The sequence below is a fragment of the Bowmanella pacifica genome (genome assembly GCF_014645355.1).
Taxonomy (GTDB): Bacteria; Pseudomonadota; Gammaproteobacteria; order Enterobacterales; family Alteromonadaceae; genus Bowmanella; species Bowmanella pacifica.
The window spans coordinates 59,294-75,144 of the sequence record NZ_BMLS01000002.1 but is presented as its reverse complement, the minus strand read 5'-3'; the positions used below and the strand labels follow the sequence as shown (position 1 = coordinate 75,144).

Genomic DNA, 15,851 nt, shown 5'->3' with positions numbered 1-15,851 from the left:
AGCATCATCGAGGGCAAGACAGCATGCGAGGGCGGGGTTTTATTTTGACAGCGTTGTCATTTGTGGCTGCGGGTAGCTATGCCCAAGAGACCGATGACGCCTTTGAACATATCAAGATTCGGGGCATTCGCAGTAGCCTGCTCGAAGCGATCAACAGCAAAAAAGAAACCAGCAATTTTATCGACGCTATCTCGGCGGAAAATATCGGTAAGTTTCCCGACAAAAACGTGGCCGAGTCCCTACAGCGCTTAACCGGTGTATCACTTTATCGGGTGATGGGTGAGGGTGAACGGGTTGGGGTGCGAGGCACAGCGCCGAGCCAGAACCTGACCTTACTTAACGGCCACAGTATTGCCTCCTCTGACTGGTGGATTTCCTCCCAGCCCAGCCGTGGTTTTAACTACACGATGATCCCTTCTGAGCTGGTGGCCTCGCTGGAAGTGAATAAATCACCGCAGGCAAACTTAGATGAAGGCTCCCTGGGTGGTGCCGTAGTGCTGAATACGCCTAAGCCACTGGATACCGAGCCGGGCAAATTGATGCTCAAGGCTCAGTTGCAATATACCGATGTGGCCGATAAATGGGCGCCGCAGTTTTCTGCCTTGTATAACTGGCGGGATGACAGCAATGATCTGGGGCTGCTGATGGCGCTGGTGAAGCATAAGCGTAACCTGCGCCGGGATGGTCTGGAGTCCTGGGGCTGGGCAGAGCGAAATTTTGCCCAGGAGGCCGACGGCAGTCTGCGTTTGTCGGATGCCGACGATGCTGATATTCAGGGGTTATGGACGCCAGGCGGCGGCGGGTCGGCGCTGTTTCAGCAATCCCGCGATTTGACCAGTTCGCTGTTATCTGGGCAGTGGCGTGTCAGTAAAGATACCGATCTAACCCTGAATGTGCTGTATTCGGTATTGGATGCCGATAATTCCAACCAGAATTTTTTATGGCTGCCGAGCAATACCTACCGCGCTGGTGGTCGTATCAGCGATGTGCAGATTAGTGACAATACCTTACTGGCCGCAACCTATCATCAGTTGCCCAATGCGCCTTTTAACACCTCGATGGAGGCGATTTGGCGGAATTCCCGTATAGACCAAAAAAGCGCCCAGCTGCATCTGAATCATTTTGTTGAGTATTGGAAAATTCAATTGCAGGCCGGGGTAACGGCCAGCTCCGGAGACACCAGCGCCGATTCCACCTCACAGTGGTCGGCCAACACCGATTACCGGGTCGATACCAGTGTTGAACGGGATATCCGTGTTAGCTATGGGGTATCCCCACAGCAAGGGCAGGATTGGTTTATCAGTGAAGTGCGCCAGGATGCCAGCTATTCCGAAGACGAGGAAAGCTACCTGCAACTGGACTTCAGCCGCTCCATGGACCATCCCATCCTGTCGGAACTGAGTTTTGGCGCAAAATACAAAGATCACGGTCGTGAACTTCAAAGGCTACGCACCCGTAACGGCGGGTATGATGGGCTGGCAGGCTCGCTTGATTGGCGTATGAGTGACTATAGCGCCGCGTTTCCCAGTGATTATCTGCAAGGGATAGGATCGCAGCACACCCTTAAGCATTTTGCTTTTGTGGATACCGCCGCCCTGGAAAGCGCTTATCAGCACCTGCCCTTTGAGGTCAGTGAGGAGAAAGAAAGCCGCTTTATCATTGACGAGAAAGTGGTGGCCGGTTATCTCAAACTTGATTTAAAAGGCCGGGATTATCGCGGCGATCTGGGCCTGAGAATGGTACATACCCGCCAGCAGTCATCCGGTTATCAGCAACTGCCTGGCGAGGGCTTGCCTGAGTTTGCCTGGCTGAGTCGTGAGCGTAGCTATACCGATATTTTGCCCAGCCTGAATTTGTCCTTCGATCTCAGTGAAGATCTGGTGCTGCGTAGCGCGGCGGCCAAAGTGATGGCCAGACCCGATTACGAGCATATTATGCCCTCGGTCAACTACAACAAAACCCAGGCCCAAGGTGTGGCTGGCAATCCAGATTTAGATCCTTTCAGAGCCACCCAGTTCGACCTTGGTCTGGAATGGTACTGGCAGGAGGCATCGCTGGCATCCATGGCGCTGTTCTTTAAAAATGTGCGTTCCTTTGTGGATGTGTCCCGCTCGCTGGAAGTGCATGAGGGCATTGAGATGAGCATCGACAGGCCGGTTAACGGTCCTGGCGGCACTATTAAAGGCCTGGAGCTGGGCCTGCAACATGAATTTATCTATGGGCTGGGCGTTATCGCTAACTACACCCTGGTGGATGGCGACCGTGACTCTGGCGCGCCGGGTCAGGAGTTATCGGAAATTCCGGGTAACTCACGCCATACCTTTAACCTCTCCGGTTACTATGAAAATGACCTGGTCAGCGCCCGTTTGTCATATAACTACCGCACCAGCTATGCCACGGGCCTAGGGGAAGAGCGCGCGGACAATACCGGCCAGTTGGATATGAATCTGACAGTGCATGTTAACGACAACTGGGACCTGCTGCTGGAAGCCATCAACCTGACCGACGAAGTGCTGTATTCCTATGACAGGGTGCGTAGTGCGCCGCTGGGCATCTATAAAAATGGCCGACGCTTTTATGTGGGTGCTAGCTATCGCTTCTGATATCAGCGCTGTTTGAGACGTAATCAGTAAAAGGATGTACTTATGAACAAACTTACTCAATTTGCAATCAGCCTGGGCCTGGCATTTACTGCTCTGTCACCTGCGATGGCCAGTGAGCCAGCCAAGCCCAGTATTCTGGCCATTTTTGCCCACCCGGATGACGAGGTAACCGTGGGGCCGCTATTGGCCCGCTATGCCCGCGAAGGTCATGATGTATATCTGGCGGTGGTGACCGATGGCCAGCACGGGGTTACCGAACATGCCGGTATTGCGGCAGGGGAGGCCTTAAAGCAAACCCGTCTGGCTGAAACCCAATGTGCCACCAAGGCGCTTGGGATTAATCCGCCTATTATGCTCGAGTTTGTCGATGGCAGCCTGGCCCAGTGGCAAAACCTGCAACCGCTGGATAGCAGTATTGCCAAGCTGTTTGAGCAGGTTAAACCCAATGTGGTAATCACCTGGGGGCCGGAAGGCGGCTATGGGCATCCTGACCATCGTATGGTCAGTAATCTGGTGGCGCAGGTGTATCAAAAAGCCACTGAACACAGCCCGGATACACTGTATTTTGCCGCCGCCTCAGAGCTGGAACTGCATAAATACCAAGATAACGGCTCAGGCTTTGGGCAGTTAATTCAACACAACTGGCATACCAGCGAAGATAAATGGCTGACCCATAAAGTTGCCTTTACCAAAGCGGATATGCAGCGCGCGGCCAAGGCTATCGCCTGCCATCAATCGCAGTTTACCCCGGCCGATATACAGGCTATCTCCCGCTTTGTGGATGGCCCGTCCAAGCAGGTTTATTTGCGCCAGTCGCATATTGAAGTGCCGCAGAAGCAGGGCTTATTTGAGTAATAGGTTGGGGCTGAGAGATTTGCATCTATGGTTTTGTCTTTTGTTTTCCCTTATCGCATCTGACTTTCGGTCCCCGACTTAGATCAGGGTGAATTCCAGGGGAATGATCTGGTTTCCGCCATGTCAACGAAACTCGCCCCAATGGTCTTAGTCCATTGGAAATTTTTGTTTTTGGTGTAGAACACGCATGATGCGAATGATATCGCCGTCAAACCAGTAGGATACGATCATAGAGATTTCCGGAATAATGAGTAGCCGGCCTCTGATTCCGTCACGTTGTACACCCATAAGAGGTTGAACTAACAGGTTTTCAACTTTTGCTTCGATGATCTCATCGGTTTTATCGGCAGCTTCTGGGTTGAAGTCGTAAAGAAACTCAAAGATCTTTTCACGATCGTTAAGGGACTCTTGTTCCCACAGAATCATGATTTGCTTCGGTTGCGGATTTTAGCTTTACGCTCAGCCATTTCAGATCTTGCGGCTTTGTGGCCAACAAAAACGGCTTTTTCTGAGTCAAACTTTTCAAACGCCGAGTTTACTTGTTCAGTCAGCCATGCATCGTGAGATAGCGTCTTTCGCTGTTGTTCTGCAAGTTGCTCAGTTAACTCTCGACAAGCATCACTCAATGTTCGGCCCTGACTTTCGGCCATTTGCTGGGCTAGCCGTTTCGTTTCTTCATCAACACGAAACTGAATTCTAGTGTCCATGAAATACCCTCTGTTTTTGTGTGTACAAATGTTAGCACCGGGGCAAGAGTTGGGCAACTAACAGCCCAGTGGTGTCAGAGAGTGTTTAGTGGAGGCAAAGAGGGGTTATCCAATTTCATTGCCGCTGTATTACCTTGTATGTCACCTACTTTCTATTTCCTCCTAGTTCAAGTCTGAACACCGCTGCACTGGACTAGATTCTGCTATTTCAGTCAGCCCTGAGTCCATAAGGCTCAGGGCTGATGACTTAGAGAAAACTCTTATCAACAAACTTAGCCAGATGGGCCTTTTCATCGGCCGAGCGAGAGGCAAGGTATTGCTTAAATACCGAGTGGATATAGCTGATTCTCACCGCTCTGGTATAGCTGGCGCTGGCGGTTTGGGTGCTACGTACCATCACCCCAATCAACTGCCCTTGCTCGTTAAAGATACCGCCACCGCTCATACCGGCTTCGGCCGGTAAGTTGGCAATAAATTCCACGTCTTGCTGATAGGGAATATCACCTTCTTCGTCACCCTGGGCTTTTAATTCAGCAATGGCTTGCTCGGCCGCCTGATGGCTAAGGATGCTGCCCACTGACACCAGCCCATAAGGATGACTCACGCTATCCTGCGGGTAGCCCAGCGCCAGCACTTTTTTGCCGGCTGGTGCCTCGGACCAGGTATTGCCTGAACTGAGCAACTTGTCCGGGTCGTACAAGGCGATAGGGGTTTGGCTGTTAATATCTTCCGGGTATCTGGCCAGATTGGTAAAGGGAATGCTTTGGCTGTCGAGTAGCCCCAGATAGAAATCGTCAGCGGGTAGAATGCTGGTGTTTTGTGCATCGTCGCTGATTGTAGGGTGGTAAAGAGGAAAATTGGCGGCAAAATTATCCCAGATATTGATATCGCCATCTTCCATCACCCGGTGTGAGGTGATGTATACCCCTTGGTCGATGAAATTGCTGATATGGGTTTCGTCAAAACCCGGCCAGGACGATAAGCCGTAAACATGGTTGGCGGAGGCATAAAACGCCAGTCCGGTCTCGCTGTTGGTGCCGATAATGCTGATACTACCGCTGCGCAGAGCGCCAATACGCCCTCGTACCCGCTGGACCAGTTTGGCCAAATTGGTATTGGGTGTCTGCAGAATCTTATCCAGATTTTCACTGTAGCCATCTGCTTGGCTGAGGGTTAAGGTGCTTGGTTGGTCACCCGCTGGAGGCGGTTCTGAGTCGCCAGAGCGGTTTGAATCTGAATTGCTGTTGCAGGCTGATAACATCAGTATCAGCAGCGGGAAGGTGAACAGGGTCCTTAATTTCATAACTATTCCATAGTGGTTTGCAGACCTGTCATACCTTACTGATAGAAGGGCGTATTAATCCTTTGAAAAATGCCACGCTTTGTTAATTTTTGTGATCCGGGAGGTTGCTACTGGTCACAGGTCGGGCCTTTGCATGACAAGATGGCCGCTTTTCAGTATTCTATGGGCTGAATTACAGCGGGAATTTTCCATGTCGCAAGCAGCCTCTCAAGCCGTCGTTATCAGCGGTAGCGGTCTTTGGACCCCCTCTCACAGCATTAGCAATGAAGAGTTGGTCAGCGCTTATAATGCCTGGGCCGATAAATATAACCAAACCAACCAGGCCGCCATTGAAGCCGGGACACTGGAAGCCAAGCCGCATTCCAGTGCGGAGTTTATTGAAAAAGCCTCTGGCATAAAGAGCCGGTTTATCTACTGTAAAGACGGTGTGTTGGATATCGACCGTATGTATCCGCACTTTGCCGAGCGCGGTGATGAACAGGTTTCACAGCAGGCTGAAATTGCCATAGAAGCAGCCAAGGCCGCATTAAAAGCGGCCAATAAGCAGCCGCAGGATATCGATGCGGTGATTGTGTCATGCGCTTATACCCAGCGCGCCTATCCGGCCATTGCCATTGAAGTGCAGGAAGCTCTGGGCATTGAAGGCTTTGGCTTTGATATGCTGGTGGCCTGTTCGGCGGCGACTTTTGGTTTGCACCGCGCCTATGAAATGGTTAAGGCCGGTACCGCCAGAGCGGTATTGGTGATTAACCCCGAGCTGGTGTCGCCGCAAATTAATTACACCGACCGTGACAGCCATTTTATCTTCGGTGATGTGGCAACCGCCAAGGTGGTGGAGTCTGCGGCCACGGCAAGCAGCGAACACCAGTTTGAAATCTTAAGCACCAAAGCGGTAACTAAGTTTTCCAACAATATCCGCTCTAATTTTGGTTTTATGAGCCGCGCTCAGGACACCGATCCTTTTGCCGTGGATAAGCTCTTTCACCAAAATGGCCGCAGCGTATTTAAAGAGGTTTGTCCTATGGCCGCGGCGCACCTGGAAAGCCATGTGGCGCAGCATGGTCTGGGCGCTGCCGATGTACGTCGCTGGTGGTTACACCAGGCCAATATCAATATGAACCTGCTGATTGCCAAAAAGCTGCTCGGGCGTGAAGCCAGCAGCGATGAAGCACCTATTGTGCTGGACCGTTACGCCAATACTGCCTCTGCCGGCTCAATGATTGCTTTTAATCTGCATCATCAGGATATGCAATCTGGCGATGTGGGGGTGCTGTGCTCCTTTGGAGCCGGGTATTCCATCGGTAGTCTGGTTATACGTAAACGTTAAGCGAGCTTCAGGGATGACGCAAAAATCGAACACTGGCGGCGATGTCCGCCAGGAACCGGCTATGCAAAATTTGCTTAGCCGCATGCCCAAAGCGGTGGCCGAGAGCTTTAATGACGAGCAACTTAACCACCTGAAACTGGCACTGGGCGCCCGTAGTTGGGGGCGTCATGCGGTGGATATTCGCACCACCTTGCCGGTGCCTTTTACCCGCTGGCGTTATTATCTGGTGTTTTTAATGGGCAAAAACCGCCGGGAATTATCCGAGCGGGAAAAAGCCGTATCCGCCCTGGCATCCGCAGCGCTGTTAAGTGCGTTTATTGTGTTTTGTGTATTGCTGGGCTTGCTGGTGCTGTACCTGATTAAATCGGCACTGGGGATTAACTTGTTTGATAATTTCTCGTTGGGGATTTGGTCAGAGTTTAAAAAGCTCTTCGAGTAACGCTTCGGGTTGGGGTCGAAGCGTTACCCGTCAAGCTGAAACCTTAACCTTGCTGCAAGCGTGCTTTCATTTCGCGGCGCTTTTTATGTAGCACAGGCTCAGTATAGCCGCTGGGCTGTTCTGCACCCGCGAAAATCAGCTCAGAAGCAGCTTGGAAGGCAATGGCGTTATCCAGGTCCGGCGCCATGGGGATATACTCAGGGTCGCCGGCATTTTGCTCATCCACCAACACCGCCATTTTCGCCAGTGATGCCTGCGCTTGCTGGGCATCCAATAAACCGTGTTTCAGCCAGTTGGCAATATGCTGGCTGGAAATCCGCAAGGTGGCGCGGTCTTCCATCAAACCCACGTTATTGATATCCGGCACTTTAGAACAGCCCACGCCCTGATGTACCCAACGTACTACATAGCCCAAAATACCTTGCACGTTGTTATCCAGCTCACGTTGTAATTCATCGGCGCTAAGCTGTCTGTCTTTCGCCATCAGCGGGACCTGCAAGATAGTATCCAGGCCGTCAAAGTCCTCATTGGCCAGTTGCTGCTGAATAGCAAACACATCAACCTGATGGTAATGCAAGGCATGCAAGGTAGCGGCGGTCGGTGAAGGAACCCAGGCGGTATTGGCACCGGCTTGCGGGTGCCCCAGCTTGGCTTGCATCATATTGGCCATTTGATCCGGAATCGGCCACATACCTTTACCTATCTGGGCCTTACGGGATAAACCTGATACCAGACCAGCGGCCACATTGGCGCGCTCGTAGGCATGGATCCAGGGCAGGGTTTTTAGCTCGCCTTTGGGGGCAAAAGCACCAGCCAGCATACTGGTATGAATCTCATCGCCGGTTCTGTCTAAAAAGCCGGTGTTGATAAAGATCACCCGCTCAGGGGCGGCAGCAATACAGGCACGCAGGTTCACGCTGGTGCGTCGCTCCTCGTCCATAATGCCCATTTTTAGGGTATTGGCAGCCAAGCCCAGCAAGGCTTCTACCCGACCAAACAGCTGGTTGGTAAAGGCCACTTCTTCCGGGCCGTGCATTTTCGGCTTAACAATATACACACTGCCGCTTTGTGAGTTTTTAAACTTACCCAGTCCCAGCAGGTCGTGTTTGGCAATCAGTGAGGTGATCACCGCATCCATAATACCTTCGGGAATCTCCTCGCCGTCAAACAAGATGGCCGGGTTGGTCATCAGGTGGCCAACATTACGGACCAGCATCAGGCTGCGGCCTTTCAGGCTAAATGGCTGGCCTTCTGGCGATAGGTAGCGGCGATTCTCATGCATGGTACGGCGCTGAATTTTGCCGCCTTTTTCCAAATCGGCACTTAAGCTGCCTTGCATTAGCCCTAACCAGTTTTGATAGACCAGGGTTTTATCTTCACCGTCTACCGCGGCCACCGAGTCTTCGCAGTCCATAATGGTGGTCAGCGCAGACTCCAGCAGAATATCTTTAATGCCCGCTGGGTCGGTTTTGCCCACCGGGTGATTGCGATCAAATTGCAGCTCAGCATGCAGGGCATGGTGTTTGAGTAAAATGGCATCAGGCTGCTCAGTGCTACCCTGATAACCCACATAGCCAGCAGGATCTTGCAGGGTTGTGGTGCTGCCGTCTTTAAGATCAATCAGCAAACTGCCATTATCCAGGCGGTAGCTTACTGCTTGTTGGTGCGAGCTCTTCGCAAGAGGTGCGATGCTATCCAGCCAGGTTCTGGCCCAGGCCACCACTTTTTGCCCGCGTACCGGGTTATAACCTTTGCCTTTTTCAGCGCCGTCAGTTTCATCAATCACGTCTGTGCCGTAGGCGGCATCATACAAGCTGCCCCAACGTGCATTGGCGGCATTTAAGGCGTAGCGGGCGTTGTTAATTGGCACCACTAACTGCGGGCCGGCCATAGTGGCGATTTCGGCATCCACTTTAGTGGTGCTGATTAGGCTAGTTTGCGGCACGGGTTGCAGGTAGCCAATGTCTTGCAAAAAGGCTTTGTAGTGCGCCGGGTCAAGCTGAGGGTGCTGGCGGTGATACTCGTCTATCTGTGCTTGCAGCGTTTCACGTTTAGCCAGCAGGCTTTGATTAACTGGGATAAGGTCGGCAAGCAGCGTTTCAAAACCAGACCAGAATGCATCTGCGTCCACTTGTGAGCCGGGCAGGGCCTGCTGCTGGATAAACTCATACAGACCGGGATAAATGGCCAGGCGGCCCTTGTTGATTGTCTCTGCCATGCGGGGCTCCTTTGTGTAGGGCTGAGCCAATAGTGGCTCTATATTTATGTGTGCGCCAATAACTGGCAGCGAAAAATCTTGCTTTGGCCAGTCTAGACAGGTCAGCTGTGTTTGTAGAGTGTATGGATTGTATTTTCGGTATTCATCCTGTTTATAGTGTTGTGTGAATGCATGCTCTGAAGGCATTTTTTAGCTACCCGGCAGCATGATTAGCTCGTTGTTGTGCACAGGTGATAAGGTTGCTTAGGATATTAATCAATCGCTTGAGGATGCTATGAAAGGGAATCTGTGGCTGGGAATAGGGATATTACTAGTGCTTGGCTGGCTGACCTTCGATTATCTAGGGCCTCAGTCATCCGCAGAGACTGCTTTTGTGCAGGAAACTGCCACACGAGAAAACGCTTCAAACCGCTCTAAAACTGAAACCCCTGCACCCAACCCCTTCGTTATTGCAGGGCAGGAGGACAGCGCTGAGCAGCAAATTAAGGCGATAAACTCGCATCGAGCAGATGACAATCAGTCTGGCACTATTGAAACCAGCGCAGGTTTATCTGTTCGTGAGGGGAAAACAGACCAAGCACCTACCTTAACGGTGAACAACGCGGATAACCGGCATCGCGACGCTGAAATGGGGGACATCAATATGGAAGCGGCGCGCCGTCATTTGCCGGAGCCGCTTGCCGGGGCATTTGCCCAGACTCGATATCGCTTTGCGAATGCTAAACAAATCAATCAGTTGCTTGAAAATGAGGCGGGCCGCAATAAGGCGTTTGAGCAACAAGTCTCCGAATATATTGCGCAGGTGGCGGTAACCTGGGGAGTTACAAGCTATGCGGTTATTTGCTCATCAGCGCAATGTATGTTGCTTACCACACAACAAAAAGATTTTTACCTGAATTCACAGCTCAAGGACTATTCGGACGATGTGGCTGAGCGTTTCCCGCTGCAATTGACATTTAGTTCCAGCAGCGCTCCGCCAAAAGCCGGGGATGCACTTAAAGTTGCCTTTTACCTTATTCAAAAGTCAGGATAATTCTTTAGCAATATCAATAATTAAACGGCGCAGCCAGATATGCCCAGCATCGTGCTGGAGTAGGGCACTCCAGGCCATTTTCAGGGCGATAGGGGGAATATCAAAGGGCGGCTCCAGGATCACCATATTGCTGTCGTCTTTGTAGATCTTGGCGGCGCGGCTTGGCAGCGTGGCAATCAGGTTTTGTTCGCGGGCCAGCTGTAGGGCCACATGATAGTGGCGGGTAAACACGCGGATATGGCGCTTTCTGCCTAATTTAGCCAGTTCCAGATCCACCCAGCCGAGCTTTTGCACTTCATTAGGGTCGATACCCACCCCCACGCCAAAGCCGGTTTTACTGACCCAGATATGCTGACCTTTGAGGTATTTATCTAAGGTGAATTGCTTCACCACCGGGTTTTGTTTATTCACCACACAGGAAAAGCTGTCGTACCAGATGACCTTCTGGTGGAAAGATAGCGGCAGCTCTTCAAAGCGGTTAATGGCCATGTCCACCTTGCCGTGTTCCACATCATGAAAGGTCACATCCGACGGGGTAATTACGTCCAGAGTAATATTCGGGGCCTGCTGATTTAGCTGGCGAATCACCTCAAGCAACAGGGTCGATTCGGCATAATCGCTGGCCATAATGCGAAAGGTCCGCTCACTGGTGAGGGGATCAAAGTCACTTTTGGGTTGTATAGCGGCTTCCAGACGGGAGATGGCGTCGCGCACTACAGGTTGTAATTGCAGGGCGCGCTGGGTGGGTGTCATACCGTCGCTGGTGCGCACCAGAATAGGGTCGTTAAACAACTCCCGTAAGCGCTTTAAGCCATTGCTCATCGCCGGCTGAGTAATAGACAGCTGTGCAGCAGCCCGGGTGACGCTACGCTCACGCATTAATACATCAAAATACACCAGCAGATTCAGGTCAACTTTGGCTATATTCATAAAACTAATGGCCGGTATGAGATTTATAAATTGGTTGAATCCTACCCCGGATGTCTATGCTTGTCATCAGCAGATTCGCCCATAGAGGCACTTTCACCATCTGTACACAGCAAAGTTGAAGCGGCTGGTCGGGCAAGGCCAGCGATAACCGGAGAACGCTTATGTCAGCCTATTTACAGGATATTGAACATTTCACACAGTTGCTCAAAAGCCGCCACACCTGGGGTGCTATCGATCCCGAATACGCCGCACGTATGAAGGCGCAAAACCAGTTTAAAACCGGTTTGGATATTGCGCGTTACACGGCCGCCATTATGCGCCGTGATATGGAAGAATATGATGCAGACAGTAGTGCCTACACGCAGTCATTGGGTTGCTGGCATGGTTTTATCGGTCAGCAAAAGCTGATCTCCATTAAGAAACATCATGGCAGTACCGCCAAGCGTTATTTGTACCTGTCCGGCTGGATGATTGCAGCACTGCGCAGTGAATTTGGCCCGCTGCCTGACCAGTCCATGCACGAGAAAACCTCGGTACCGGCGTTAATTGAAGAACTCTATACCTTCCTGCGTCAGGCTGATGCCCGTGAATTGGGTGGCTTATATCGTCAATTGGATGATGCCCGTGCCAGTGGTGACACTGCCAAAGCCGCCAGCCTGGAAAACCAGATTGATAACTTTGAAACCCACGTGGTGCCTATTATTGCCGATATCGATGCTGGTTTTGGTAACGAAGAAGCCACCTATCTGCTGGCTAAGAAGATGATAGAAGCCGGTGCTTGTGCCATTCAGATTGAAAACCAGGTGTCTGATGAGAAGCAATGTGGTCACCAGGACGGTAAGGTAACCGTACCTCACGCCGACTTCCTGGCCAAAATCAATGCCGTTCGTTATGCCTTCCTGGAATTGGGTGTGGAAGATGGCGTGATTGTGGCCCGTACCGACTCACTGGGCGCTGGCTTAACCAAGCAGATTGCCGTGACCAACGAGCCGGGCGACTTGGGTGACAAGTACAACAGCTTCCTGGATGGCGATTACATTGAAAGCGCTGCGGATATTCAAAACGGTGATGTAGTCGTTAAGGCCAATGGCAAGTTGTTAAAGCCTAAGCGTCTGCAATCTGGTTTGTTCCAGTTTAAGAAAGGCTCAGGCGAAGATCGCGTGGTGCTGGACTGTATCACCAGCTTGCAAAATGGTGCTGACTTGCTGTGGATTGAAACCGAGAAGCCACATATCGGCCAGATCGCCGGTATGGTGCAACGTATCCGTGAAGCTGTGCCTAATGCCAAGTTGGTATACAACAACAGCCCATCGTTCAACTGGACGCTGAACTTCCGTCAGCAGGTGTTTGATGCCTGGCAGGCTGAAGGCAAAGACCTGAGCGGTTTTGATCGTGCCAGCCTGATGAGCGCAGAGTACGACAGCACCGAACTGGCGCAGGAAGCCGATGCCAAGATCCGTAGCTTCCAGGCAGATGCGGCCCGTGAAGCCGGTATCTTCCATCACCTGATTACGCTGCCTACTTACCACACGGCGGCCCTGTCTACCGACAATCTGGCCAAGGGCTATTTCGGTGATGAAGGTATGCTGGCTTATGTTCAAGGGGTACAGCGTAAGGAAATCCGCGAAGGTATTGCCTGCGTTAAACACCAGAATATGGCGGGCTCGGATATGGGCGACGATCACAAAGAGTACTTCTCTGGTGATGCAGCGCTTAAAGCCTCAGGTAAAGACAACACCATGAATCAATTTGGCTGATTGCCACTTTGCTAAGCTCAGGCCACCGCTAGTCGGTGGCCTTTTTTGTTATGGCCGACTCATCAGCCAATCCGTATTTATCTAGTAGTTGCTGATAAACACCGTTGCCTCGCAGCCGGTATAAGGATTGCTGCAGCAATTGCGCGGTCTGCTCACCACTGGCTTTATTAAGGGCCGCATACAAGGGCAGGGTCATCACTTTCTGGCGCCGCTCGATGTTATCTGCCAGACGAGTTAGTAAGCGGGCCTTTTCTGTTTCCATATTGGTTGCCATCAATACGCCATCCACTCGCCGGTGGGCGAGCATCATCAGCGCATCTTCAATTTCTGTCACCGGATAGGTATTTTCTTTGCTAAAACGTCTATCCAGCAGCAAACGCTTTTCAATGGCGCTTTTACGAATAAAAGCCAGCCGGGCGTTTCTGAGTTGGGTGTGATCTTTCAATCTCAATGGCGGTGCATCAGAGGATTGCCAGAGATAAACATCCACGTTGGCCAGTGGTCCCACCCAGTAGAAATAGGCTTCCCGTTCTTTGGTGCGGCCGATGGAATAAATCAGGCTATGAGGGCTATCTAACACCCTTTGGTAGGCCCTGGCCCAGGGGTAAAGGGAAATCTGATAAGGAAGTTGGTTGTCTTCCATCATCCGTTTGAGCAACTCGGTGGAAAAGCCGCTGAACTCGCCGTTATGCTGATAATTAAAAGGCGGGAAATGTTCGGTAACCAGTTGCCAGGTGGGTTGTTCTGCCGTGCTGCGGACTGGGAAAAGTAAAGTGAAAAACAGTAAAGAAGCAGACCAGATTCTGCCTTTTGCTAAGGCCGGCCACATCCGTACCATGCTACCTGAAAACAAGGTAAGCCGTTGAGCATATTGAATTTGCTGTTGGAACATCAAGACAGACTGCTCTGCCATCCTAGGCTCTTGGAAAGCATCTTGTCATCTTGCGCTTTTTATCAGCAGGATGCAAGGCGGCACTCTGGAAGGGGAAATGCCGCTATAGATACGACGGCAGACAATGATTTAGGTCCATAGTGAATAAGATGTAGAGTCGAAGACGGATTGAAATCTTCTATCAGGCTTACTGTTTAGTTGTTTTGACACTATAGTTTTGAGTTGGAGCTTTACTGAGCAACCTCGTTTGTGCAGGTTTCTTTGTTTGCAGCACTGCTCAGTAAAGCCTCTAGGTTAGCTTCTTTATGTTTCACCCTTTAAAATCTCTCTATAGCGCAGCTCAGAGCATAGCTGCGACAGTGACACCAATAAATGTGCCGATCGCGTACCCAAATAGGCCCGCCAGAAGGCCAGGTGTCACTAGGTGGCGCCATCCTCTTGCTGCAGCCAATGCTGCTGCCGTGGTTGGTCCAAGAATGCACGCATTGGAGGCAATAATGACTTCCCCCAGACTCAACTTAAATGCGCGAGCAATAGGGAAAAGCAGCACAGCATGGATAACAATGACTAAGATGGCAAAAAGCATAATAGTAGGTGCGACTTGAAGTAAAACAGTCAGGTTTGCGCTAGCGCCTACAGCGGCAAAAAATAGATAAGTACAAATCATACCCAAGTCAAATCCGCCATTTACTCCCTTCAACTGATTAGCAAATAACGTGCTAGGTAGCAAAGAGATTGCAGTAATAAACAAGATGGCATAGGAGGGCATGCCTAACCAAGCCGATAGTAAATTACCGATCGAAACAATGAGCGCACTTGCCGCTAGAAGACTGATGATCGAAAACAGCGTAATGGGTTGCTTGTCATTATCTATAGTAACCGCATTAGTTGATGGTTCTTGCCCAAAAACCTTAGTTAAGAACTGCACTGACGGGAGTACCGCAAGCACCATAATGTAAATAAATCCGGCTAAGCCATCTGCAGCGATGCCTGCTGACAGTAACGTTGGGTCTGGAAACTGTATCGCTTCGGAGGCAGAGGCAAAGTTCAATGCACCGCCAATGTATCCTGCAGCAAACAAACCTGCTAGATCACTTTCCAATGGTCCCAAATCCAAAAATGACACACAGATAACAATACCGATAACAGTGGTAAACGCACCGATAGTAAAGGCTATTATCGTTCTTCCTGTTTCCTGAAAGATCTCTTTTAAATTAACCCGAAATAAAAATAGTGGAATTGCCATCGGTACTAAGTACGTCATAACGAACTCATAGGCTTGAGATTGGAACGGAAGTACGCCCATATTTGATAGAACAATTGCACTGCCGGCGGTGCAAAACAGCCCTGTTAGCATCTTACCAACTTTGGTTTTCTCTGCCGCAAAACCTAACCAGGCCAGCGCTGAAATACAGGCAAATACCAGCATAATATTGCTTGATGGGACTAGTGATGTCATTCAATTCTCACAGTTGTCAACTTCAGAACCAAAAATGCAATGCATATATCCATCACATTCTCAATTGAGCGGCTCTCCGCAAGAAAAGGGAGCATTCGGTCTTCTTTCCTAGCGGCGCGAATTACTTTTTATTCAATCCAAAATAACAGCCTTTCTTAAAGGTGTATGGACTGAATTGAGGTCTTAGCAGTGCTCTAGCAACTGACTTTCATTCTTCAGGTACAGCACACTTTTCACCGTTGTTTACCAATACTCAACACTCGATCTTGAAAAATAAAACAAACGACCGTTTGAATTTAACAAATTGTTAATATAGTGTAAAGGCGCA

13 protein-coding genes are annotated in these 15,851 nt (G+C 50.6%); 6 read left to right on the top strand and 7 right to left on the bottom strand.

The annotated features are described in order from the left end of the window. The first annotated feature begins 44 nt into the window (after positions 1 to 44). On the top strand, positions 45 to 2,603 hold the full coding sequence (locus IEX02_RS06465; protein ID WP_229702118.1) for a TonB-dependent receptor: 2,559 nt from the start codon (positions 45 to 47) through the stop codon (positions 2,601 to 2,603). A gap of 42 nt (positions 2,604 to 2,645) precedes the next feature. Beyond that, positions 2,646 to 3,458: a PIG-L deacetylase family protein gene (locus IEX02_RS06460; protein ID WP_188692046.1), complete on the top strand. Its 813-nt coding sequence runs from the start codon at positions 2,646 to 2,648 to the stop codon at positions 3,456 to 3,458. Positions 3,459 to 3,605: 147 nt separating this feature from the next. Here the strand turns inward: IEX02_RS06460 and IEX02_RS06455 are convergent, their stop codons facing one another. From IEX02_RS06455 to IEX02_RS06445, 3 genes are all read right to left on the bottom strand, one after another. Next, positions 3,606 to 3,884, bottom strand: coding sequence for a type II toxin-antitoxin system RelE/ParE family toxin (locus tag IEX02_RS06455; protein ID WP_188692042.1), 279 nt, complete (start codon positions 3,882 to 3,884; stop codon positions 3,606 to 3,608). Continuing rightward, positions 3,881 to 4,165 carry a type II toxin-antitoxin system TacA family antitoxin gene (locus IEX02_RS06450; RefSeq protein WP_188692041.1) on the bottom strand — a complete coding sequence of 95 codons (285 nt, stop codon included), beginning with the start codon at positions 4,163 to 4,165 and terminating at the stop codon, positions 3,881 to 3,883. The genes IEX02_RS06455 and IEX02_RS06450 overlap by 4 nt, the downstream gene beginning before the upstream one ends. A 247-nt stretch (positions 4,166 to 4,412) precedes the next feature. Continuing rightward, entirely contained in the window at positions 4,413 to 5,468 is a 1,056-nt protein-coding gene (locus IEX02_RS06445) for a S1 family serine peptidase (RefSeq protein WP_188692039.1), read from the bottom strand. A 190-nt stretch (positions 5,469 to 5,658) separates the two neighbouring features. Here IEX02_RS06445 and IEX02_RS06440 point away from each other — a divergent pair, with 190 nt between their 5' ends. Together IEX02_RS06440 and IEX02_RS06435 are read left to right on the top strand one after the other, a co-directional pair. Then, on the top strand, positions 5,659 to 6,795 hold the full coding sequence (locus IEX02_RS06440; RefSeq protein WP_188692036.1) for a beta-ketoacyl-ACP synthase III: 1,137 nt from the start codon (positions 5,659 to 5,661) through the stop codon (positions 6,793 to 6,795). Between the two features lie 61 nt (positions 6,796 to 6,856). After that, positions 6,857 to 7,234, top strand: a complete 378-nt coding sequence (locus IEX02_RS06435) for a 3-phosphoshikimate 1-carboxyvinyltransferase (RefSeq protein WP_229702116.1) — start codon at positions 6,857 to 6,859, stop codon at positions 7,232 to 7,234. 43 nt (positions 7,235 to 7,277) lie between these two features. Here the strand turns inward: IEX02_RS06435 and IEX02_RS06430 are convergent, their stop codons facing one another. After that, a complete protein-coding gene (locus tag IEX02_RS06430; protein WP_188692032.1) occupies positions 7,278 to 9,452 on the bottom strand; it encodes a malate synthase G in 2,175 nt (724 codons plus the stop codon). A gap of 274 nt (positions 9,453 to 9,726) precedes the next feature. Here IEX02_RS06430 and IEX02_RS06425 point away from each other — a divergent pair, with 274 nt between their 5' ends. Beyond that, complete coding sequence (locus tag IEX02_RS06425) at positions 9,727 to 10,485, top strand: hypothetical protein (protein ID WP_188692029.1); 759 nt, start codon at positions 9,727 to 9,729, stop codon at positions 10,483 to 10,485. Here the strand turns inward: IEX02_RS06425 and IEX02_RS06420 are convergent. Continuing rightward, positions 10,477 to 11,415, bottom strand: coding sequence for a LysR family transcriptional regulator (locus tag IEX02_RS06420; RefSeq protein ID WP_188692026.1), 939 nt, complete (start codon positions 11,413 to 11,415; stop codon positions 10,477 to 10,479). The genes IEX02_RS06425 and IEX02_RS06420 overlap by 9 nt on opposite strands. A 161-nt stretch (positions 11,416 to 11,576) precedes the next feature. On the opposite strand from IEX02_RS06420, the gene IEX02_RS06415 reads away from it, so the two are divergent. After that, the gene (locus IEX02_RS06415) at positions 11,577 to 13,172 is read left to right on the top strand and encodes an isocitrate lyase (protein WP_188692023.1); all 1,596 of its coding nucleotides are present in this window, start codon (positions 11,577 to 11,579) and stop codon (positions 13,170 to 13,172) included. Positions 13,173 to 13,200: 28 nt separating this feature from the next. Here IEX02_RS06415 and IEX02_RS06410 read toward each other — a convergent pair whose 3' ends face one another. After that, positions 13,201 to 14,085, bottom strand: coding sequence for a substrate-binding periplasmic protein (locus IEX02_RS06410; protein ID WP_188692020.1), 885 nt, complete (start codon positions 14,083 to 14,085; stop codon positions 13,201 to 13,203). 319 nt (positions 14,086 to 14,404) lie between these two features. Then, positions 14,405 to 15,493 carry a DUF819 family protein gene (locus IEX02_RS06405; RefSeq protein WP_188692017.1) on the bottom strand — a complete coding sequence of 363 codons (1,089 nt, stop codon included), beginning with the start codon at positions 15,491 to 15,493 and terminating at the stop codon, positions 14,405 to 14,407. Positions 15,494 to 15,851: the final 358 nt, after the last annotated feature.